Raw genomic sequence first — 20,827 nt, forward strand, 5'->3', positions numbered from 1 at the left:
CCCTTCCGCAGAGGAAGGTCACGCTAACCGGCGAGCCGATCGGTGTATTGAACGAATGCGAACAGCTGTTTCGGCGTCATCTCCGCCATCGCCCGGACCTCCCTGGCCAGATGGGACTGGTCGGCGTAACCGCAGGCGAGGGCGGTGTCCAGCCGGGCCTGCGGCCGCCTCCAGGTGTCCACGGTCCGCTGGAACCGGGCGATCCTGGCCACCGTCTTGGGCGACAACCCCACCACCCGGCGGAACCCGAGCTCGACATGGCGGCGGCTGACGCCCAGCTCACCGGCGAGGGCGGCGATCGTGGGCGGCCCGGCCGGATCCTGCAGCCGCGACCAGGCGCGCATGACCAGCTCGTCGCGGCCGGCGCCGGGACGCAGCCACGCCGTCAGCCGCTCCTCCAGCAGGCCGAAGCGCTCCGCCCAGCCCGCCGCCGCCGTCAGCCGCCCGGTCAGCTCCTCGGCGCGGGCGCCCATCAGGTCGTCCAGCCGCACGGTCGTCCCGGTCACCTCGCGCAGCGGCGCGCCCGTCAGCGCCGACATCCCGGCGGGGGTGAGCCCGAGCGCGACCCCGTGCCGCCACGGCGAACGGGCCGAGAACGTCACGGCGGCACGAGGGCCGGTGACGATCGCGTCCAGGCCGGTGAAGTCGACGATCAGCGTGGCCGCGTTGAGCGGCAGCATCCGGCTGGACCGATCCGCCTGGCCCGCGCGAAACCCGGCCCACCCCAGCACGTACGGACGCAGCCACGGCGGCGGCAGCCGGGCGGTCATCTCGTACGGTTCCGCCTGCGGCCGCGTGGGCAGCGAGTGAATCGCCATCACCCGCCCAGCCTGCCCCTTCCCGCGGCCAGAGGGAAACCGCATGGCCGAGTCGTGCGTTCCGCATCTGCCCTTTGACGGCCGGCGGGCCGAGGTTTGAGTCATGACATCGACAACACTCCGGTGGCTCAGGAACCGCTGGCCCACCGCCCTCGCGCTGGCCATGTCCGCCCTCACCGCCGGCGGCGGCCGATCGGACGAGGCGGTGGGCTCGCTCGCGGGCACGCTGCTGATCCTGCCGCTGCTCTACCTCGTCGTCGCCAAGCTCGGCCGGCGCGAGGCCACCTGGCCGGGGCTCGTGATGGGGCTCGCGCTCGTCGTCGGGCTGCGGGTGCTGGACGTGGTCGAGCCCGCGTTCGTGTATGCGGGGATGGCGCTGGTCGTCCTCGTCTGGGGCGCGGTCGACGGGCAGCTCAGGAGCTCCGGGACCCTGCGGGTCCAGGCCGTGGGGATGCTGGCGTTCGGGGCGCTGGCCTTCGCGGGGCTGATCGTCGACCCTGAGATCGGGCGGTATCTGGTGGCTGCCGGGTGGTTCTTCCACGGGGTCTGGGACTTCGTGCACCTCAAGCTCGACAAGGTCGTGGCCCGCAGCTACGCCGAGTGGTGCGGGGTCGTGGACGTGGTCATCGCCGTCCAGCTCGTCTTCATGCTCTAGCCTTCTAGCGCCGGAAGTTCAGGACGAAGCGGATGCGGTCGCCCTGGATGCGGCGCCGTACGAACAGGACGGGCGCGCCGCCGGGGTCGCAGCTGACGCCCTCGCGGACCAGCAGCGGGCTGCCGATGGCCACGCCCAGGTGCTCGGCGTCGCCGATGTCGGCGGCGGTCGCGCTGAAGGCCCGCCAGTCGTACTGCAGGGCCACGCCCAGGGAGCGGACCACGTTGCCCTCCGGTGGCAGGCGGCCGGGCAGCAGGTGCTCGGGCAGCCAGTACGTGCTGATCGCCCAGGGCTCCGACTCGATCCAGATGAGCGTGTCGATGCGGGCCAGCTCGCCGGGGCCGCGTCCCAGGTGGGCGGCGGCCTCGCGGTCCTCGGGCGCGTTCGCGGCGGTGGCGGTGGCGACGATGCGCTCGATGGCGCCGTCCACGCCTTCCGCGGGCAGGCCAGCGTGCATGCTGCCCAGGTCGACCCGCTGGCTGAGGGGGTCGACGTCGATGGAGACCCGGGTGACGGGGGAGCGGACGAAGGTTCCGATGCCGCGGCGGATCTCGACGGAGCCGGCCCGGTCGAGTTCCGCGATGGCCTGGCGGATCGTCAGCCGGTTGACGCCGAACTCCGCCGACAGCTCGGGCTCGCTGGGCAGCCGGGATCCGGCGGGCAGGGCGCCCGAGTCGATCCGTTCCTGGAGCGTGCGGGCGAGCCGGAGGTAGACCGGGATGGAGGAACGCATGTTCACCAGCTTGCCATCGGCAGTATTGACCCGCGTCAACTTCAACATCTAGACATCTAGATGTGTCTCTCATGAACTTCCGTGAACCGCTTCCCGGGGTGCTGTTCCGCTCCGCGCAGCCGTTCGCCTCCTGCTGGCCCGGGGCCCTTGAGCAGCTCCGCGGCGTGCGCTCGATCGTGGACTTCCGTGGTGCGGCCGAGCGGGTGCCCGGCGAGTGGGACCTCGTCCCCGGGTGCGTCGTGCACCACCTGCCCCTGGACGTCACCGGGGTGATTCCCTCCATGGAGACCGGCGCCGACCTGGGCGCCTTCTACGTGCGGATGGCGGAGGGCGCGCCCGGCGCCATCGCCGCGGCGGCGGAGATCGCCGCCTTCCAGGGGCCCGTCCTCGTGCACTGCGCGGCGGGCAAGGACCGGACCGGACTGTTCGTCGCGCTCCTGCTCGACCTGTGCGGTGTGTCCGTGGAGGAGATCGTGGCCGACTACGTGGCGACCGCGGCGGCCCTTCCGGACATCTTCCGGGAACTGGCCGCGGGGCACGCGAGTGTCACCGCGCTGAACGGCGGCGCCGCCGGGGAGGCGGGGGTCGAGGCGCTGCGCGAGCGGCTCGCGAAGATCCCGCCACCGCTGCTCCACGCTCCCGCGGAGGCGATCACCGCCTTCCTCGCCACGATCGGGTCCAGGCACGGCGGAGCGGAGAAGTTCCTGCTGCGCTGTGGCGTCTCACCGGCGGCGATCGCGGCGATCCGTGGCTGAGCTCGTCCTGGTGCGCGCGCCCCGGCGGACCGTCACCGCGTTGCTCGTCACCGAGCTGCTGCTCACCTTCGCCCTGGCCACCCCGCTCATCGCCACCCTCGGGCTTAAGGCCGGCGAGATCGACCCCGCCGCCAAGGAGGGCCTGCTCGGCGTGGTCACGGCCGTCGGCGCGCTGGCCGCGTTCCTGCTCAATCCGGTTTTCGGCCACCTGTCCGACCGCACCCGCAGCCGTTACGGCCGCCGCCGCCCGTGGATCGTGGCGGGGCTGGCCGGCGGTGTGCCCGCGGCCGTGGTGATGGCCACCGCGACCGGGACCGTCCAGCTCCTGGTCGGCTGGCTGCTGGCCCAGGCGTCCTACAACGCCGCGCTGGCCGCGCTGTCGGCCGTGATCGCCGACCGGGTGCCGCCCGAGCAGCAGGCGACGGTCTCCGGATGGTTCGGCGCGGCCGGGTTCGCCGGCGTCACACCGGGGCTGGTCCTCGTGGGCCTGCTGTCGGGCAACGTCGCCGCCCTCTTCCTCATCCCCGCCGCGGCCGGGGCGCTCGGCGGGCTGCTGGCCTGGCGGATGCTGCGCGACGACACCGTCGTGCCCGAGGCCGCGCCGGTCAACCTGCGCAGCGTGCTGTCCAGCATGGTCTTCGACCCGCGGCTCTCGCCCAGCTTCACGGTGGTCTGGGTGCAGCGCTTCCTGCTGCAGTTCGCCAACGCGCTCATCGGCACCTTCGGGCTCTTCTACCTGATGACCCGGCTGGAGATGAGCACCGCCGCCGCGGCCGCGCTGGTCTCGGCCACGGGGCTGCTCTCCCTGCTGCTGAACGTGGCCGCCGCGGGCGTCTCCGGCAAGCTGGCCTCGCGTACGCGGGCGTACCGGGCCTTCATCGTCGTGGCCGGGCTGCTGCTGACCGCCTCGATGCTGGTCAAGATGGTCGCCGACACCGTCTGGCCGATCTACCTGGCCACCGGTCTGGCCGGGATCGGGCTCGGCGTCTTCTACGCCGTTGACCTCGCGCTCGTCATCCGGGTGATGCCCGGCAGCGCGGACTCGGCCCGCTACCTCGGCGTGTTCAACATCGCCAAGGCCCTGCCGCAGTCGATCGCCCCGGCCGTCGCGCCGCTGCTGCTGGCCGTGGGCGGCGACCCGGTCGCGCCCGCGGCGGACAAGAACTACTTCCTGCTCTTCTGCGGTGGCGCCGTCGCGGCCCTGCTCGCCACCGCCCTGACCCCCTTGATAAGGAAATGACGCCCTACAGGAACCCCGCACTGCCCGTGGAGGACCGGGTCACCGACCTGCTCGGCCGCATGACCCTGGAGGAGAAGGCCGGGCTGATGTGCCACGGCCGCATGTTCCTGGGCTCCGGCGCCGAGCTCGTCACCGAGCGGCACCTCACCCACTTCGCGATGATGCACGTGCCCTCCCCGGCCGAGATGGCCGAGTGGAACAACACGGTCCAGGACCTGGCCGCCGGCACCCGGCTCGGCATCCCCGTCACCTTCTCCTCCGACCCGCGCCACGGCTTCGCCGGCAACCCGGCGACCGCGCACACCGGCGGCGGCTTCAGCCCGGGACCCGAGCCGATCGGCCTGGCGGCGAGCGACGACCCCGGCCTCGTGGAGCGCTTCGCCGCGATGGCCGGGCGGGAACTGCGCGCCGTGGGCATCCGGCTGGCCCTGCACCCGATGGCCGACCTGGCCACCGAGCCGCGCTGGGCGCGGATCAGCGGAACCTTCGGCGAGGACGCCGAGCGCGCCGCGCGCATGGTCGCCGCCTACATCCGCGGCATGCGGGGGGCGGGCGTCGCCTGCATGGTCAAGCACTTCCCCGGCGGCGGCCCGCAGGCCGCCGGGGAGGACCCGCACTTCTCGTACGGCAGGCACCAGGCCTACCCGGGCGCCAACCTCGACTACCACCTGCGCCCGTTCGCCGCCGCCTTCGCGGCCGGGGTGAGCCAGCTGATGCCGTGTTACGCCATCCCCACCGGCAGCGGCCTGGCCGAGGTCGGCGCGAACTTCAACCGCGACGTGATCACCGGCCTGGCCCGCGGCCGGTTCGGCTTCGACGGCGTGGTCTGCACCGACTTCAACGCGCTGACCGGCTTCGAGATCCCGGGCGTGCTCTCCCTGCCGCCGCGCAACTGGGGCGTCGAGCACCTGCCGGTCCCGGACCAGCTGGCGATGATGCTGGAGGCCGGCGTGGACCAGCTCGGCGGCGAGACCTGCCCGGAACTGCTCACCGACCTCGTCGCCTCCGGCCGCGCGCCGGAGTCCCGGCTCGACCTCTCCGCGCGCCGGATCCTGCGCGAGAAGTTCCGGCTCGGGCTCTTCGAGAACCCGTACACCGACCCGGACGCGGCGAAGCGGCTGGTGGGCGCGTCCGGGCACCGGAGCCTGGGCCGGGAGGCGCAGCGCCGTTCGCTGGTGTGGCTGACCGGCGGGCCGCGGGACGCGCGGACCCTCTACGTGGAGAACCTCGACCCGGACGTCGCCGCCCGCTACGGGCAGGTGGTCGAACGGCCGGAGGAGGCCGACCTGGCGGTGATCCGCCTGAACGCGCCCTACGAGCCGCGGGAGGGGCTGCTGGAGTCGCACTTCCACGCGGGCTCGCTGGAGTTCCCCGCCGCCGAGCTCGACCGGTTGCGCGCGGTGGCCGCGAAGGCCCCGGCGGCCTTCTGCGTCCACCTGGACCGCCCGGCCGTCCTGACCGGGCTGGTCCCCGTCGCCGACCGGATGCTGGCCGACTTCGGCGCGGCCGACGAGGTGGTGCTGGACGCGCTGCTCGGCCGGGCGCCGGTGGACGGGGTGCTGCCCTTCGACCTGCCCTCGTCCATGCGGGCGGTCCGCGAGTCGCGCGAGGACGTGCCGTTCGACACCCGCGACCCGCTCTTCACCGCCGGTCACCCCGGCGCGTCGGCCAGGAAGTCGAGCACCAGCGGCCCCGCCTCCTCGCGGAACTCCTCGAAGTAGGCGTGCCGCGCGCCCCTGATCAGATGCATCCTGGCCCCCGGGATGCGCTCGGTCAGCAGGGGCGCGTTGGCCGCCGGGTTGAACACGTCGTCGGTGCCGTGCACGACGAGCGTCGGCGCGGTGATGCGGGGCAGCGCGTCCCACGCGTCGTGCCGGGCGCTGGCGGTCAGGTGGCGGCGGCGGGCGTAGGCGGGCATGCCGGGGTCACCGACCGTGTGGTACGGCCCGGCGTGCCCGGCCAGCCACTCCGGGGTGTACATCAGCTCCAGCGTGTACCGTCCGGCGCCGGGCGCGGCCAGTGCCCTGCGCACCTCCTGCGAGCGCTCCACCCCGTGGGCGCCGCCCGGCGAGGTGCACCCGAGCACCAGCGCGCGTACCCGGCCGGGATGGTCGGCCGCGACCCACTGCGCGACCCGGCCGCCCATGGAGGTGCCGTAGACGGCGGCGCGCGAGATGCCGAGCTCGTCGAGCACCCGCACCACGTCGGCGGCGAAGCCCCGCGTCGAGTAGGGGATGTCGGGCTTGTCACTGTCGCCGGTGCCGAGCCAGTCGAGCGTGATCGTGGTGTGCCGGGTCTCGAAGTCCTCCCGGACGCTCTCCCACCACAGGTGCGAGTTCGACTGCCCGGCCAGCAGCACCAGGGGCTCGCCGCCGCCGCGTACCTGATGAGCGATGTACACCACGGAACTCTAGCTCCTTCACCGCGCGTCGAACCGGCGCGCCAGGACCGCCAGCAGCCCCGCGCCCACGGCCAGCGCGGCCGAGACCGTGATCACGCTGGACCAGCCGCCGCTCTCCCACCGCTGGGCGGCCAGCGCCCCGAACCATGAGCTGCCCGTGTAGTACGCCAGCAGATACAGGCCGGCCGCCTGCCCCACACCCACGCCCACCCGCTGCGCGCGGTCCGAGACCCAGCCGCTGACCAGCGAGTGCGTGCCGAGGAAGGCGAAGGTCAGCACCGCCACCCCGGCCACGATCGCGGGTAGCTGGGGCGCGGCGGTGAGCAGCGTCCCGGCCAGCAGCAACGTCACACCGAGCAGGACCGTCACGCCCCGGCCCCGCCGCAGCGCGAGCCGTCCCGCCGCGATGGGCGCCGGCACGCCGAAGGGGTAGGCGAGGAAGACCAGCGCCCCCGCCCCGCCCAGCAGGTACGGCGCCGCCTCCAGCCGGAAGGTGAGCGCGTTCCACAACCCCACGAACGCCCCCATGGTCGCCGCCCCGACCAGGCACAACGCCACCAGCGCCGGGTCGCGCAGCGTCAGCGCGGTGTTGCGGGCCAGGCCGCGCAGGCTCGGCGTGGACCGGGTGAAGCCGCGCGAGGGCGGCAGCAGTACCCACAGACCGGCCGCGCAGACGAGCATGATGCCGCCGACGGCCAGCGTGGCGCCCTGCCAGCCCCACAGCGCGTGCACGGGGCCGGGCAGCAGCCGCCCGAGGGCGCCGCCGGCGGCGGTGCCCATCACGAAGGTGGCGTTGGCGCGCACATGGGCCTGCGGCGGGGTCTCCTCGCGCAGGTAGGCCAGCGCCACGGCGGGCAGCCCGGCCAGCGCGATCCCCTCCAGGGCGCGCAGCACGAGCAGCGCGTGCCAGGTCGGCGCGAACGCGCCGGCGATCCCGAGCGCCGCCGAGCCGAGCAGGGAGGCGCGCATGATGGCCACCCGGCCGGTCATGTCGGAGATCGGGCCGACGAACAGCAGCGCGAGCGCCATCGTGATCGTGGTCAGCGACAGCGCCGCCGTGGACTCGGCGGGGGAGACGCCGAAGCGGGCGGCGATCCCGGGCAGCAGGGGCTGGACGTAGTAGAGGGCCAGGAAGTTCGCCAGGCCGCCGAACATCAACGCATATCTCACGCGGCGGATCACGGCCACGATGCTGCCCGGTCTCGTCTGATGCTCAAAATGCACTGGTTGACGCTGCTGATGCGTCTGGCGCATCATCGCTGGATGGACGTGCAGACGCTGCGCTGGTTCCTGTCGCTGTGCGAGACCGAGAACATGCGCGACACCGCCGCGCTGGAGCGCGTCAACCAGTCGACGCTCTCGCGGGCCCTGGCCAGGCTGGAGGCCGACGCCGGGGCCGAGCTGTTCCACCGGCACGGGCGGCGGCTGGCCGTGAACCGGTTCGGCACGCTGTTTCGCGAGCACGCGGCGCGCGCGGTCGCCGAGCTGACCGAGGCGCGCGCCCGGATCGAGGCCCTGACCGATCCGGGGACGGGGCTGATCCGGCTCGGGTTCCTGCACTCGGTGGGACGCTGGCTGGTGCCAGAGGTGCTGCGCGAGCACCGGGACCGGACGCCGGGCATCCGCTTCGAGCTGCGGCAGGGGTTCGGCCGGGAACTGTACGCGTGGCTTCAGCAGGGCGACATCGACGCCGCGCTGGTGACGCCGCCCCCGCAGGCGCACCCGGCCCGCTGGCACGGGCTGCGCGAGCAGCAGTTGTGCATCGCGCTGCCGGTCGAGCACCCGCTGGCCGTACCGGGGCTGCGGCTGCGTGAGGTGCGGCGGGAGCCGTTCATCGCGTTCGCGCCCACGACGGACCTGCGGCACGTCATCGACCGGCTGTGCCGGGCGGCCGGGTTCCAGCCGGTGATCGCCTTCGAGAGTGAGGAGATCGCGACCGTGCGCGGCCTCATCGGCGCCGGGCTGGGCGTCGGCGTCCTGCCCAGACCGGCGGTGCTGGAGCACGACGAACCCGTCTACCTGCCGCTCGTGCCCGCCCAGCAGCGGCCCATCGGCGTCGCCTGGGACGCCCGCGCCACCCCCACACCGGCGGTGGCGCGCTTCCTGGCCACTTTGGGCGCCTAGGAGAGCAGGGTGGCCATCCAGCCCTCGACCTCGTCCGGGTGGCGGGGGAGGGCGGCGGACATGAGGCGGGCTCCGTCGCGGGTGATGACGAGGTCGTCCTCGATGCGCACCCCGATGCCCCTGAACTCCGCGGGCAGCGTGAGGTCGTCGGGCTGCAGGTAGAGGCCGGGCTCGACGGTGAGCACCTGGCCCTCCTCCAGCACGCCGTCCAGGTAGACCTCGCTGCGCGCCCTCGCGCAGTCGTGCACGTCCAGGCCGAGCATGTGGCCGCTGCTGCACAGCGTGTAGCGGCGGTAGAGGCCGCTGCCCATGAGCTCGTCGGCCGAGCCCTTCAGCAGGCCCCAGTCCCGCAGGCCCTCGGCGATCACGCGCATGGCGGCCAGATGGAAGTCACGGAAGCGGGCGCCGGGGCGCAGCGCGGCGATCCCGGCGTTCTGCGCCTCGTACACCAGCGTGTACACCTGGCGCTGCACCGGGCTGAAGCGGCCCGACAGCGGCAGCGTGCGGGTGATGTCGGCGGTGTAGAGGCTGTCGGCCTCGACCCCGGCGTCCAGGAGCAGCAGCTCACTCGGGTCGAGGCGGCCGTCGTTGCGGACCCAGTGGAGCACGCAGGCGTGCGCGCCGGAGGCCACGATGCTGTCGTAGCCGACCGCGTTGCCCTCCAGCCGCGAGCGCAGCCCGAAGATCCCCTCCAGGTAGCGCTCCCCGCGGGCGTGGCGCAGGGCCTCGGGCAGGGCGCGGACCACGTCCTCGAAGCCGCGCACACTGGCGTCCACGGCCCCCTGCAGCTCGCCGACCTCCCACTCGTCCTTGATCAGCCGCATTTCCGACAGGAAGATCGCGAGCTCCGCGTCGCCCGCGCCGGGCGCGACGGCCGCGTCCACGACCGGGTCCACGCCGCGCAGCACGCGGGCCGGTCCGGCGGGGTTGAAGTCGTGGATGTCCGCGCACTCCAGTTGGTAGAGCCGCTCGGCCTCGGCCAGGTCGGGGCGGCGGCCCACCCAGAACTCGCCGTAGCGCCGGTCGCGGTAGAACGCCTCCGAGCCCTCCTCGCGCGGCGAGCGCGGGCGCAGATACAGCCTGGCCTGCCCGTCGGGCTCGACCACCAGCACGTCGTCCGGCTCGCTCGCGCCGGTCAGATAGGAGTACGCGCTGTGTGGCCGGAACCGGTGGTCGCTGTCGTTGCTGCGCGCCCGGAGCACCCCGGCCGGCACGATCAGCCGCTCACCCGGGAAGCGGGCGGCCAGGGCGGCCCTGCGCTTGGCCGCCCAGGGGGCGATGGGCAGTGCGCTCAGGTCGGTACGCCGGGTGTCGGCCCAGCCGGTGCGCATGAAGGCGGCCAGTTCCTCGGTGATGGGCAGGTCGTGGCTACCGGTGTTCAGCTGCTCGTTCATCGCTTCCCTGCGCTGCGGTCGGAGAGTGGTATTTCACATATTAATAGGGCGTCGCTGCGGCAAGCCAGCCTACTTGGCGACGGATGAGGGCACGGAGTGCTTAACCCGGGCGTTGAACGGGGAAGGACCCTCCTACGAGAGCCGAGGTGGTGCAGATGCTCATTGGAACTATCTTGCGCAACAAGGGCAGCGACGTGATGACCGTGGCACCCGGAGCCACGGTCAGGGAGCTGCTGGCACAGCTTGCCGAACACAACATCGGCGCCGTCGTCGTCTCAGCCGACGGCGAGACGATCGACGGCATCGTCTCCGAGCGTGACGTCGTCCGCCGCCTGCACGACCAGGGCGCCGCCGTCCTGGACGCGGAGGTCGCGGCGATCATGACGACGGAGGTACGCACCGTCGGGCCCAACGCCAACGTCGACGAGCTGCGCCGGATCATGACGACTCACCGCTTCCGCCACATGCCCGTCGTCGACCAGGGCCGCCTGGTCGGCATCGTGAGCATCGGCGACGTGGTCAAGAGCGCGATAGAGGAGCTGGAGACGGAGAAGGCGTCCCTGGTGGACTACCTGCACCGGTGAGCTCGGCCCGGCTGCCGGCCCAGCGGTCCAGCAGGACCTCGTCGTGGCTGATGGCCAGCACCCCGGCTCCCGTCCTGTCGCGGTAGGCGTTGACCACCGCGACCAGATGAGCCTGCGTCGAAGCGTCCAGCATCGTGGTCATCTCATCACAGATCAGGTAGCCGGGATCCAGCGTCAGCGCCCGCGCCAGGCACGCCCGCTGCAGCTGGCCGTCCGACACCTCGTGCGGGCGGCGGGTCAGCAGGTCGCCGGTCAGCCCCACCTCGGCGGCCAGCGCGCTCACCCGCGACTCGTCGGGACGCCCCACGGCCGCCAGCGGCTCGGCGACGATCTCGCGCAGCCGCAGCTTCGGATCCACCGCCAGCCGGGGCTGCTGGTAGAGCAGCGCCACCCGGGTACGCAGCTCGCGCGGCGCCCGCTGGCGCCAGCCGCGCACCCGCGTGCCGTCCACGCTCAGCGCCCCGCCCGCCGGGCGCAGCATCATCGCCAGCACCCTGGCCAGCGTCGACTTGCCGCAGCCGCTCGGGCCCCCCAGCCCCACCACCTCGCCGGGCGGCAGGTCGAACGAGACCCGGTCCAGGACCGTCCGCCGGCCGTACCTCACGGTGATCTCATGCGCGCGCAACATGTCCGGCCCTCCAGCAGGCGACGCCGTCCTCCAGCGCGGGGACGGTACGGCAGGCGTCGGCGGCCCGCGGGCAGCGGGGCGCGAACGCGCAGCCGTCGGGCAGAGCGGTCAGCTCGGGCGGCAGCCCGGGAATCGGGACGAACGCCCGGTCGGGCTGCGCGTCCACCAGCCCAGCCGTGTAGGGGTGGCGCGGACGTTCCAGGATCTGCTCGGCGGGCCCGGCCTCGACCAGGCGGCTGGCGTACATGACCGCGATGTCGTCGGCCACCCGCTCGGCCGCGCGCAGGTCGTGCGTGATCAGCAGCACCGCGCGGCCCTCGTCGCACAGCTCGCGCAGCACGTCCATGGCCCGCTCCACCAGAGGGCGGTCCAGGCCGGTCGTGGGCTCGTCGGCCAGCAGCAGCCCGGGGTCGCCGGCCAGCGCGATCGCGTTGGCGACCCGCTGGGCCATCCCGCCGGACAGCTCGTGCGGGTAGCGGTCGAGGTCCCGGGCACTCAGGCCGAAGCGCTCGGCCAGCTCCTCGGGCGTGTGCCGGGCGCCGAGCTCTCCGCACGCCTCGGCCAGTTGCGCCCGCGCCGTCCGCACGGGGGTCAGGTGCGTGGCCGGGCTCTGCGGGATCAGCCCGATCATGCGCCCGCGCACCCTTTTCGCCAGTACGGCCGGCGTCGCCGACAGCAGGTCGAGCGGCTCGCCCCCGGCGTGGAGGCGGGCGGAACCGGTGATGGCGGCGTTGGCGGGCAGCAGGCCGAGCAGCGCGTGCGCGAGCACGGACTTGCCGCAGCCCGACTCGCCGACCAGGGCCAGGCAGCGGCCGGGCCGTACCTCGAAGGAGGCCTCTGTGACGGCCCTCACCACCGCGCCCGGGACGCGGAAGCGGACCGACAGGCCGGACACGTCGAGCTTCACAGCGACAGCTCCGATCGGGTGCGCGGGTTGAGACGGTCGCGCCAGTGCTGGGTGAGCACCGAGACCGCCAGCGTCGGCACGAGGATGAACAGGCCGGGCGCGAAGCTCGACCACCAGTCGCCCGACAGCAGCGAGCGCTGGCCGTCGTTGATCATGTTGCCCAGCGAGGCCAGATGCGGCGGCAGGCCCAGGCCCAGGAAGCTGAGCGCGGTCTCGTGCCAGATCGCGTGCGGCACCATCAGCACGGTGGCCAGCAGCAGGTGCGGCGCCAGATGGGGCAGCAGGTGGCGCCTGACCACCCGGGCGCGGCTCGCGCCGCCCGAGACCGCCGCCTCCACGAACGGGCGCTCGCGCAGCGACAGCACCTCCGAACGCACGATGCGCGCGGCGGTCGTCCAGTGGGTCACGCCCACCGAGACGATCACCGCGTACGGGCTCGGCGCGAACATGGCCACGATGAAGATGCCGAGCAGCAGGTGGGGCAGCGCGGAGAAGCCGTCCACCACCCGCATGAGCAGGCGGTCGGGCAGACCCCCGAGACTGCCCGCCGCCAGTCCGAGCAGGCCGCCGATGACCATGCTGACCAGCGCGGCCACCAGGCCGACCATGAACGAGACGCGCAGGCCGTACAGCGAGCGCAGCAGCACGTCGCGGCCCATCTCGTCGGTGCCGAGCGGGTGCGCGGGCGACGGCGCCAGGCCCGCGGAGCGCAGGTCGACCAGCTGCTGGTCGAGCTGGACGATCGGCGGCACCACCAGCACGGCCAGCGCGAGCACGCCCAGCGTGATCGCGGCCGCCCACACGCCCTTGTGACGTACGTTCATGAGGTGGCCACCCTCGGGTCGGCCAGCCGGTAGGCCAGGTCGGCCACGAGGTTGCCGGTCAGCACCGCGACGGTGCCGAGCAGCGTCAGCACCGCCAGCAGCGGGAAGTCCACCGCCAGCGCCGCCTGCACCGAGGTCGAGGCCACCCCCGGCCAGGAGAAGACGGTCTCCACCAGGATCGCGCCGGTGACCAGCTCGGGGATGCGGGCGCCCAGCAGCGTCAGGAACGGCAGCAGCGCCGAGCGCAGCGCGTGCCGGATCAGCACCGTGCGTTCCTTGAGCCCGCGGGCCCTGGCGCCGGTGACGAAGTCCTCGCGCAGGGTGCCGATCACCGACTCGCGCACGTACAGCACCAGCCACGACGACTGCGAGACCGCCAGCACCGTCACCGGCAGCACCATGTGCCTGGCCACGTCGAGCGGGTCCACGGTGGTCGAGGCGGCGTCGGTGAGGCCGCCCGCGGGCAGCCAGCCGAGCTTGACGGAGAAGACGTAGACGACCAGCAGCGCCAGCCAGAACACCGGCGCCGACTCGTTGGCGAACGCCGCGCCGGTGATCACCCGGTCCAGGGCGCCGCCCTGCCGCCAGGCGGCCAGCGTGCCCACGATCAGGCTGCCGGCCAGCATGAGCACGATCGCCGAGCCGGTCGCCAGCAGCGTCCAGGGCAGGCGCTCGGTCACCACGTCCAGGACCGGGCGGTGGAAGGAGCGCGACTCGCCCAGGTCGCCCTGGACGAGGTTGCCGAGCCAGGTGGCGTACTGCTCCATGATCGGGCGGTCGAGCGCCCAGTTGGCCCGGATCTGGGCGACGACCTCGGGAGAGGTGGTCATCGCCCGATCACCCAGATACTGCCGGACCGGGTCGAACGGCGAGGCGCTGGCCAGCGCGAACATCCCGATCGTGACCATGATCAGGACGGGCACGGCGAACGCCAGCCGCCACAGGACGAGGCGGAGCATCAGGCGGCGGGCTTCCAGGTGTGGATGTCGCGGAACAGCCCGCCGGTCGCGTGCTCGTGGGCGTCGACGCTCTGCTGAACGCCCTGGTAGGAGCCGCGCACCACGTAGACGTGCTTGAGGAAGGTCAGGTAGGTCCAGACCTCGTCCTCGCGGATGAGCTTCTGGAACTCGTCGTAGGCCTGCTTGCGCACCGCCGGGTCGGCCGACTCGCGGCCCTTCTCCAGGAGCTTGTCCACGGCCGGGTTGTCGTAGTGGCCGGGGTTGAAGAAGCCCTTGCCCGCCTGGGAGGAGTGGAACAGGTCGTAGTTGATGTAGTCGGGGTCGTACGGCGAGCCATACCCCATCATGAGGGCGTCCTGGGCCATGCGGGGCTCGATGGCGTCCCAGTCGAGACCGGCCAGCTTCACCTCGATGCCCGCCTTCTTGGCGTCGGAGGCGGCGGCCAGGGAGAGCTCCTTGCGCAGCGAGTCGCCGGCCGGGTACATGAGCGTGAAGCTCGCCTTGGTGCCGCCCTTGGCGCGGATGCCGTCGGGGCCGGGCTTCCATCCGGCCTCGTCGAGCAGCTTCGACGCCTGCGGGAGGTCGGCGGCCGGGTTGCCGGTGATCTCCTTGTTGTGCCAGGCGATGTCGTGCGGCACGGGGCCGAAGGCGGGCTCGCCGGCGCCGGCGAGGATGGAGTCGACCATCGCCTGGCGGTCCACGGCCAGGCTGAACGCCTTCCTGATCGCCCTGTCGCCGGTCACCGCGGGCTTCGACGGGAACATGATGCCCCGGTAGTCCGCGCTGTGCTGCTTGTACACGGTCAGGCCCTGCTGGCCCTCGAAGCGCTTGGCCGCCTTCGGCGGGAGCACGGTCGCGTCGAACTCGCCGGCCGCCAGGCGCGTGGAGCGCACGTTGTCGTCCGGGGCGAAGGCGACCACGACCTTCTTGATGGCCGGCGCGCCGGCCCAGTACTTCTCGTTGGCGGCCAGCGAGATCTTGTCGCCGGGGGTCCACTGGGTGAAGGTGTACGGGCCGGTGCCCACGGGCTTGGCCGGGTCGATGCCGCCGTCGGGCACGATGCCGAGCGTGGTGCGCTGGGTGAGCGGGGCGTAGGGGTACTTGAGCGTGAACTCGACGGTCTTGGCGTCCGGCGCGGCGACCTTGTCGATGGCCGCGTAGTCGCCGGAGATCGGGGAGCTCGCCTTGGGGTCCAGGACGGTGGTGTAGGTGTAGACGACGTCCTTGCTGGTGAGCGGGCGGCCGTCGTGGAAGGTGACGCCGTCGCGCAGCGTGAAGGTGACCTTCTTGCCGTCGGGCGAGGTGACCGGGGGCTGGGCGGCCAGCGCCGGCTTCAGCGAGAGGTCGGGGGACCTGGACATGAGGCCGTCGAACATCAGCGAGCCGCCGTCGGCCGCGTAGCCGAGGATCGGGCTGAGGTTCTCGAACTCCGAGCTGATGCCGATGACGAAGGTGTCGTCGCCCTTGTTCTGGGCGCCTGGCTGTGCCGGGCCGGACGGCGCGGAACAGGCGGTGAGCGCGGCGATGGACAGCACGGCGGCGGGCCGGGCCAGCCTCATGGGGAACCTCCGGGGAAGGGTAGGACTCCGGCGAGCATAATCTGCACCTGCGAACTTGTCGCAATAAGGGGGGTTGTTATGGGGTAGGTGAGGCGTGGGAGTCTTGTCCGGTGACGTACGGGCCTCCCGAACCACCCCGCGCGACGAGCAGTCCGTCGGTCATTTTGCTCGTGGCGGGACTGACGGCCGCGCTGGGGTTCCTGATCGGGTACTTCGCCGGGCTGGGCGAGGGGGAGCCGATCACCTCGCCGGGGCCGACGGTGACGGTCACGATGGACGAGCCGTTACCGGACGAGAGCGCCCCGCCCTCCGCACAGCCCTCTTCTCAGCCCTCTTCCCAGCTTTCCGCTCAGCCGTCCGGGCTGCCCTCGTCCCTGCCTTCCGGGCTGACGTCCGGGCTCGCGGGCGGGACCAAGACGCTGGCCGTACCGCAGGAGATCCAGCCCGGCACCTACCGCACCACCGGCCCCGCTCCCGGCCAGGGCACCTGCTACTGGGCCCGCCTCAAGGGCGTCGGTGGGATCGGCGACGTGATCGCCGCCGACATGGTCACCGGCCCCGCCACCGTCACCATCCAGCCGGCCGACAAGGCGTTCCAGACCGGCGGCTGCGCCGACTGGGTCCGGGCATCCTGAACCCCCGGCGGGGGAATCTACAACCAAACGTCCCGAGGAGGATGCCATGTCCGTACTGCGCAGCCTGGTGGAGTCCGTCCGCAGCGGCGCGATCGAGGTCGTCGACCTGACCGCGCCGCTGTCGTCCGAGACCCCGATCCTGCAGCTGCCCGAGCCGTTCGGGAACACCATCCCCTTCCGGCTGGAGGAGATCAGCCGCTACGACGACCGCGGCCCCGCCTGGTACTGGAACGACATCCACACCGGAGAGCACACCGGAACCCACTTCGACGCCCCCGTCCACTGGGTGAGCGGGCGCGACGGGCACGACGTCGCCCAGGTGCCGACCGGCCACCTGCTCGCGCCCGCCGTCGTACTCGACGTGGCCGCCGAGGCGGAGAAGGACCCCGACTTCCTGCTGCGGGTCGAGCACGTCCAGGAGTGGGAGCGGGCCAACGGCGCGCTGCCCGAGGGCGGCTGGCTGCTGTACCGCACCGGCTGGGACGCCCGCTCCCACGACCAGGCCGCCTTCCTCAACGCCGACGAGACCGGACCGCACAGCCCCGGCATCTCCGTCGAGTGCGCCCGCTGGCTGGCCGAGCAGACGCCCATCCTCGGCGTCGGCGTCGAGACCGTCGGCACCGACGCCGGCGCCGCCCACTCCTTCGACCCCCCGTTCCCCTGCCACTCCTTCCTGCTCGGCGCCGGCAAGTACGGCCTCACCCAGCTCCGCAACCTCGACCGCCTGCCCGTCACCGGCGCCGTCGTCCTGGCCCCGCCGCTGCCGATCGTGGGCGGCTCCGGCAGCCCCGTGCGCGTCCTGGCGCTGGTCGAGCACGGCGCCCCCGAGGCCGCGCGGTGATCGTCGCGGAGGCCGTCGGGCGGCTGCTGGCCGCCGCGGGGGTGGACACCGCGTTCGGGGTGGTCGGCAGCGGCAACTTCCACCTCACCAATGCCCTGGTACGGCACGGCGCCCGCTTCGTCGCCGCCCGGCACGAGGGCGGCGCCGCCACCATGGCCGACGCCTACACCCGCATGAGCGGCCGGGTCGCCGTGCTGTCGGTCCACCAGGGTCCCGGCCTCACGAACGCGATGACCGGCATCGCCGAGGCGGCCAAGAGCCGCACGCCCCTGCTCGTCCTGGCCGCCGACGTCACCGAGCCGCACTCCAACTTCCACCTCGACCAGGCGGCGCTGGCCAGGGCGGTGGGGGCGGTGCCGATGCGGCTGACCCGCGCGCAGGACGCGCTGGAGGCGTTGCGGGTGGCTCGCGAGGACCGGCGCACGGTCGTCCTGAGCCTCCCCCTGGACCTCCAGTCCAGCCCGGCCCCGGACTGGCCCGCCCTGGAGCCTCTGGTCACCCAGGCACACACGGCCACCCTTCCGCCCGGTCCGCACACGCCTCCGCAGGGCACAGGCACGCCGCCCGTGCCGGATAGGTCCTCACGCCGGCCGGACATGCTCTCGCCCGAGGCGGAGGCCGGTGTGGCGGAGTTGGGCGCGGGTTCGCCCGGTGTTGCCGGGGCCGACGCGCTCGGCGGTCGTGGGGCTCGCGAGGCCGGTCCTGGGGTGGGGGTACTGGCGCGGTTGCTGGGGGAGGCCCGGCGGCCGGTGTTCGTGGCCGGGCGGGGTGCGCGGCACGCGCGGCTGGAACTGGAGGATCTGGCCGACCTGACCGGCGCGCTGCTCGCCACCTCCGCCGTGGCCAAGGGCCTGTTCCGCGGCAGCCCGTGGGACCTGGACGTCAGCGGTGGCTTCAGCACCCCGCTGACCGCCGAGCTCATCGGCGGCGCCGACCTCGTGGTCGCCTGGGGTTGCGCGCTCAACATGTGGACCACCCGGCACGGCTCCCTGATCTCCCCGGGCACCCGCGTCGCCCAGGTCGACCTCGAACATCCGGTCGCCGCCCGCCACGTCCCGGTGGACCTGCCGGTGACCGGCGAGGTCGCCCAGGTGGCCACCGCCGTGCGGGAACTCCTGGCGCCGCCGGAAGGTCTGCCCGCCGGGTATCGCTCGGCCGAGCTGGCCGGGCGGATCGCGGCCGAGGGGCGGTGGCGGGCGGTGCCGTACGAGGACGAGACGGGGGGAGGGCGCATCGATCCGCGGACCCTCACCGCCGCCCTGGACGACATCCTCCCGGCCGAGCGCGTCATCGCCCCTGATTCCGGAAATTTCATGGGATATCCGTCCATGTGGATGGATGTCCCGGATGAGCGGGGCTTCTGCTTCACCCAGGCGTTCCAGTCGATCGGGCTCGGCCTGGCCACGGCGGTCGGCGCCGCGCTGGCCCTGCCCGACCGGCTTCCCGTCGCCGCCCTCGGGGACGGCGGCGCGCTCATGGGCGTCTCCGAGCTCGAAACCGTCGCCCGCCTCGGCCTGCCCATGGTGATCGTGGTCTACGACGACGAGGCGTACGGCGCGGAGGTCCACCACTTCACGGGCCAGCCGCACGGCACCGTGACCTTCCCGCCCACCGACCTCGCGGCCATGGCTCGGGCACTCGGCCTGGCCGCCGTCACCGTCACCGAGCCCGCCGACCTGCGAGCCGTCTCCGACTGGCTGGACGGCCCCAGGGACCGCGCGATCCTCGTCCACGCGAAGATCACCAGGGAGCGGCCGTCCTGGTGGCTGGAGGAGGCGTTCAAAGGCCACTAGCCCTTGCGGAACGTGCGCGCCTCCTCGGCCGCGGCCACCACCTGGGCCAGCGGCGCCCCCGCGCCCGAGGTGACGGCCGCGGCCACCGCGCCCTCCACGAACGGCACGTCGGCCAGCACCACCCGCCCCGGATCCACCAGCAGCCGGGCGGTCAGCACCGAACTGCCCAGATCCGGGATGAGCACCACCCCGTCGCCCTGCTCGACCGCGCCGACGGCGGCCTCGATCAGGTCGAAGCTGGTACCGAGCCCGCCGCCGTCCGTTCCGCCCGCCGCGGCCATCGGCACCCGCTCGCCCGCGATCCCCCGCGCCAGCGCCACCGTCTCGGCCGCCAGCCCGGCGCTGTGCGAGACCAGCACGATCCCCACCATCACGCCTCCCCGTCCGCCGTGACCAGCGCGCCCACGATCAGCGCGGACGAGGCCGCGCCCGGGTCCTCGTGTCCCGCGCTGCGCTCGCCCAGATAGCTCGCCCGCCCCCTACGCGCCACCAGCGGCACCGTCGCCAGCGCGCCCGCACGCGCCGCCCGCGCCGCCCGCTCGAAACCCGCGCGAGGCTCCGCCCCATCCCGTACGGCTCCCGCCAGCGCTCTGGCCGCGGGCCCGAGCGCGTCCAGCATCGTCTTGTCCCCTTCCACGGCCTTGCCGAGCCGCGCCACCTCGTCCACCCCCGCCTGGAAGGCCACCGCGAACTCGTCCAGGGTGAACGACTCGCCGAGCGCCTTGCCCATGGCCCGCAGCAGGGAGCCGTAGAGCGGCCCTGAGGCTCCGCCGACCTTCCTGATCAGCGTCACCCCCGCCACGGCCAGCGGCCGGCCGGGTTCGCCCGCCGCCAGGGCCTGCCGTACCTCGGAGAAGCCGCGGTCGAGGTTGGCTCCGTGGTCGGCGTCGCCGATCGCGGCGTCCAGGTCGGTCAGCCGTTCGCGCTCCGCCGCGACCGCCAGCGCGGCGGCCTCCAGCCACGCGGCGCAGAACGCGGCGTCCATCAGCGGCCCCATCGCAGTCCCGGCGTCTCGACCGGCGCGTCCCACAGCCGGGTCAGCTCGTCGTCCAGCCGGCACACGGTGACCGAGAAGCCCTGCATGTCCAGGCTCGTCACGTAGTTGCCGACCAGCGAGCGCGCCACCCGCGCGCCCTTCGCCCGTACGTACGCCTCCACCTCGGCGAAGACCACGTACAGCTCGATCAGCGGCGTCCCGCCCATGCCGTTGACCATGACGAGCAGGTCGCCGTAGAGGGGCAGGTCGCCGTGGACGGCGTCCATCGCGACCTCGGCCAGCTCCCGCGCGGGGGCGTGCGGCGCCCGGCGGCGGCCCGGCTCGCCGTGGATGCCGATGCCCAGCTCCACCTGGTCGTCGGGCAGGTCGAACGTCGGCTTGCCGGCCGCCGGCGTCGTGCACGAGGTCAGCGCGATGCCGAACGAGCGGCTGCGCCCGTCCACCTCGGCCGCCACCCTGGCCACCTGCGCCAGCGGCGCGCCCTGCTCGGCCAGCGCCCCGGCCATCTTCTCCACGAACAACGTGGCGCCGGTGCCGCGCCGGCCGGCGGTGTACAGCGAGTCCTGGACCGCCACGTCGTCGTCGACCAGCACGCCGGCCACCTCGACGCCCTCGGTCATGTCGGCGGCCAGCTCGAAGTTGAGCGTGTCGCCGGTGTAGTTCTTGACGATGTGGAGCACGCCCGCGCCGCCGTCGACGGCCCGCGTGGCGGCGATGATCTGGTCGGGCACCGGTGAGGTGAAGACCTCCCCCGGACAGGCCGCGTCGAGCATGCCGTACCCGACGAAGCCGGCGTGCAGGGGCTCGTGACCCGAGCCGCCGCCGGAGACCAGCCCGACCTTGCCCGCGCGCGGCCCCGTCGCGCGGTAGACGACCTGGTCGGCCACCCGCAGCGACGGATGCGCCGCCGCCATGCCCTTCAGCGCGTCGCCGACCACGTCGCCGGGCGAATTGATGAGCTTCTTCATGGTCACTAACCA

General features: G+C 73.3%; 22 protein-coding genes. 9 read left to right on the top strand and 13 right to left on the bottom strand.

Annotated elements, in window-relative coordinates; all coding sequences use genetic code 11:
• Nucleotides 1-23 precede the first annotated feature (23 nt).
• The gene (locus tag ACIBHY_RS03650) at nucleotides 24-818 is read right to left on the bottom strand and encodes a helix-turn-helix transcriptional regulator (RefSeq protein ID WP_397305954.1); all 795 of its coding nucleotides are present in this window, start codon (nucleotides 816-818) and stop codon (nucleotides 24-26) included.
• 103 nt (nucleotides 819-921) lie between these two features.
• Here ACIBHY_RS03650 and ACIBHY_RS03655 point away from each other — a divergent pair, with 103 nt between their 5' ends.
• The gene (locus tag ACIBHY_RS03655; RefSeq protein ID WP_397305834.1) at nucleotides 922-1,473 is read left to right on the top strand and encodes a hypothetical protein; all 552 of its coding nucleotides are present in this window, start codon (nucleotides 922-924) and stop codon (nucleotides 1,471-1,473) included.
• 4 nt (nucleotides 1,474-1,477) lie between these two features.
• Here the strand turns inward: ACIBHY_RS03655 and ACIBHY_RS03660 are convergent, their stop codons facing one another.
• A complete protein-coding gene (locus tag ACIBHY_RS03660) occupies nucleotides 1,478-2,206 on the bottom strand; it encodes a GntR family transcriptional regulator (RefSeq protein ID WP_397246534.1) in 729 nt (242 codons plus the stop codon).
• Between the two features lie 71 nt (nucleotides 2,207-2,277).
• Between ACIBHY_RS03660 and ACIBHY_RS03665 the strand changes: the two genes are divergently transcribed.
• The 3 genes from ACIBHY_RS03665 to ACIBHY_RS03675 are packed head-to-tail and all read left to right on the top strand — an operon-like array spanning nucleotide 2,278 to nucleotide 5,922.
• Nucleotides 2,278-2,961, top strand: a complete 684-nt coding sequence (locus ACIBHY_RS03665) for a tyrosine-protein phosphatase (protein WP_397305835.1) — start codon at nucleotides 2,278-2,280, stop codon at nucleotides 2,959-2,961.
• Nucleotides 2,954-4,201, top strand: coding sequence for an MFS transporter (locus ACIBHY_RS03670; RefSeq protein ID WP_397305836.1), 1,248 nt, complete (start codon nucleotides 2,954-2,956; stop codon nucleotides 4,199-4,201). Before ACIBHY_RS03665 ends, ACIBHY_RS03670 begins: the two co-directional genes overlap by 8 nt.
• Nucleotides 4,198-5,922, top strand: a complete 1,725-nt coding sequence (locus tag ACIBHY_RS03675; RefSeq protein ID WP_397305837.1) for a glycoside hydrolase family 3 protein — start codon at nucleotides 4,198-4,200, stop codon at nucleotides 5,920-5,922. Before ACIBHY_RS03670 ends, ACIBHY_RS03675 begins: the two co-directional genes overlap by 4 nt.
• Here the strand turns inward: ACIBHY_RS03675 and ACIBHY_RS03680 are convergent.
• Nucleotides 5,853-6,602, bottom strand: coding sequence for an alpha/beta fold hydrolase (locus ACIBHY_RS03680; protein WP_397305838.1), 750 nt, complete (start codon nucleotides 6,600-6,602; stop codon nucleotides 5,853-5,855). The genes ACIBHY_RS03675 and ACIBHY_RS03680 overlap by 70 nt on opposite strands.
• Nucleotides 6,603-6,620: 18 nt before the next feature.
• Nucleotides 6,621-7,784 carry an MFS transporter gene (locus ACIBHY_RS03685; protein ID WP_397246546.1) on the bottom strand — a complete coding sequence of 388 codons (1,164 nt, stop codon included), beginning with the start codon at nucleotides 7,782-7,784 and terminating at the stop codon, nucleotides 6,621-6,623.
• Between the two features lie 81 nt (nucleotides 7,785-7,865).
• Here ACIBHY_RS03685 and ACIBHY_RS03690 point away from each other — a divergent pair, with 81 nt between their 5' ends.
• On the top strand, nucleotides 7,866-8,726 hold the full coding sequence (locus ACIBHY_RS03690; protein ID WP_397246548.1) for a LysR substrate-binding domain-containing protein: 861 nt from the start codon (nucleotides 7,866-7,868) through the stop codon (nucleotides 8,724-8,726).
• Here the strand turns inward: ACIBHY_RS03690 and ACIBHY_RS03695 are convergent.
• Nucleotides 8,723-10,120, bottom strand: coding sequence for an aminopeptidase P family protein (locus ACIBHY_RS03695; protein WP_397305839.1), 1,398 nt, complete (start codon nucleotides 10,118-10,120; stop codon nucleotides 8,723-8,725). The genes ACIBHY_RS03690 and ACIBHY_RS03695 overlap by 4 nt on opposite strands.
• Nucleotides 10,121-10,275: 155 nt before the next feature.
• Here ACIBHY_RS03695 and ACIBHY_RS03700 point away from each other — a divergent pair, with 155 nt between their 5' ends.
• Nucleotides 10,276-10,704: a CBS domain-containing protein gene (locus ACIBHY_RS03700; protein ID WP_397246552.1), complete on the top strand. Its 429-nt coding sequence runs from the start codon at nucleotides 10,276-10,278 to the stop codon at nucleotides 10,702-10,704.
• On the opposite strand, the gene ACIBHY_RS03705 is transcribed toward ACIBHY_RS03700, so the two are convergent.
• From ACIBHY_RS03705 to ACIBHY_RS03725, 5 genes are read right to left on the bottom strand one after another with little or no spacing between them, the layout of a single operon-like run.
• The gene (locus tag ACIBHY_RS03705; protein WP_397246554.1) at nucleotides 10,640-11,332 is read right to left on the bottom strand and encodes an ABC transporter ATP-binding protein; all 693 of its coding nucleotides are present in this window, start codon (nucleotides 11,330-11,332) and stop codon (nucleotides 10,640-10,642) included. The genes ACIBHY_RS03700 and ACIBHY_RS03705 overlap by 65 nt on opposite strands.
• On the bottom strand, nucleotides 11,316-12,239 hold the full coding sequence (locus ACIBHY_RS03710; RefSeq protein WP_397305840.1) for an ABC transporter ATP-binding protein: 924 nt from the start codon (nucleotides 12,237-12,239) through the stop codon (nucleotides 11,316-11,318). The genes ACIBHY_RS03705 and ACIBHY_RS03710 overlap by 17 nt, the downstream gene beginning before the upstream one ends.
• Complete coding sequence (locus tag ACIBHY_RS03715) at nucleotides 12,236-13,063, bottom strand: ABC transporter permease (protein WP_397246558.1); 828 nt, start codon at nucleotides 13,061-13,063, stop codon at nucleotides 12,236-12,238. Before ACIBHY_RS03715 ends, ACIBHY_RS03710 begins: the two co-directional genes overlap by 4 nt.
• Entirely contained in the window at nucleotides 13,060-14,022 is a 963-nt protein-coding gene (locus ACIBHY_RS03720) for an ABC transporter permease (RefSeq protein WP_397246560.1), read from the bottom strand. The genes ACIBHY_RS03715 and ACIBHY_RS03720 overlap by 4 nt, the downstream gene beginning before the upstream one ends.
• On the bottom strand, nucleotides 14,022-15,581 hold the full coding sequence (locus ACIBHY_RS03725; protein ID WP_397305842.1) for an ABC transporter substrate-binding protein: 1,560 nt from the start codon (nucleotides 15,579-15,581) through the stop codon (nucleotides 14,022-14,024). Before ACIBHY_RS03725 ends, ACIBHY_RS03720 begins: the two co-directional genes overlap by 1 nt.
• A 170-nt stretch (nucleotides 15,582-15,751) precedes the next feature.
• Here ACIBHY_RS03725 and ACIBHY_RS03730 point away from each other — a divergent pair, with 170 nt between their 5' ends.
• From ACIBHY_RS03730 to ACIBHY_RS03740, 3 genes are read left to right on the top strand one after another with little or no spacing between them, the layout of a single operon-like run.
• Complete coding sequence (locus tag ACIBHY_RS03730) at nucleotides 15,752-16,216, top strand: hypothetical protein (protein ID WP_397305843.1); 465 nt, start codon at nucleotides 15,752-15,754, stop codon at nucleotides 16,214-16,216.
• Between the two features lie 46 nt (nucleotides 16,217-16,262).
• Nucleotides 16,263-17,057, top strand: coding sequence for a cyclase family protein (locus ACIBHY_RS03735; RefSeq protein ID WP_397246566.1), 795 nt, complete (start codon nucleotides 16,263-16,265; stop codon nucleotides 17,055-17,057).
• Nucleotides 17,054-18,850: a thiamine pyrophosphate-binding protein gene (locus ACIBHY_RS03740; RefSeq protein ID WP_397305844.1), complete on the top strand. Its 1,797-nt coding sequence runs from the start codon at nucleotides 17,054-17,056 to the stop codon at nucleotides 18,848-18,850. Before ACIBHY_RS03735 ends, ACIBHY_RS03740 begins: the two co-directional genes overlap by 4 nt.
• On the opposite strand, the gene ACIBHY_RS03745 is transcribed toward ACIBHY_RS03740, so the two are convergent.
• From ACIBHY_RS03745 to dhaK, 3 genes are read right to left on the bottom strand one after another with little or no spacing between them, the layout of a single operon-like run.
• The gene (locus ACIBHY_RS03745) at nucleotides 18,847-19,221 is read right to left on the bottom strand and encodes a PTS-dependent dihydroxyacetone kinase phosphotransferase subunit DhaM (protein ID WP_397246570.1); all 375 of its coding nucleotides are present in this window, start codon (nucleotides 19,219-19,221) and stop codon (nucleotides 18,847-18,849) included. The two genes, ACIBHY_RS03740 and ACIBHY_RS03745, sit on opposite strands and share 4 nt — an antisense overlap.
• Nucleotides 19,221-19,835 carry a dihydroxyacetone kinase subunit DhaL gene (gene dhaL / locus ACIBHY_RS03750; RefSeq protein ID WP_397305846.1) on the bottom strand — a complete coding sequence of 205 codons (615 nt, stop codon included), beginning with the start codon at nucleotides 19,833-19,835 and terminating at the stop codon, nucleotides 19,221-19,223. The genes ACIBHY_RS03745 and dhaL overlap by 1 nt, the downstream gene beginning before the upstream one ends.
• Nucleotides 19,835-20,815 carry a dihydroxyacetone kinase subunit DhaK gene (gene dhaK, locus ACIBHY_RS03755; protein ID WP_397305847.1) on the bottom strand — a complete coding sequence of 327 codons (981 nt, stop codon included), beginning with the start codon at nucleotides 20,813-20,815 and terminating at the stop codon, nucleotides 19,835-19,837. The genes dhaL and dhaK overlap by 1 nt, the downstream gene beginning before the upstream one ends.
• Nucleotides 20,816-20,827: the final 12 nt, after the last annotated feature.

It is taken from the genome of Nonomuraea sp. NPDC050547 (assembly GCF_044457345.1).
Taxonomy (GTDB): Bacteria; Actinomycetota; Actinomycetes; order Streptosporangiales; family Streptosporangiaceae; genus Nonomuraea.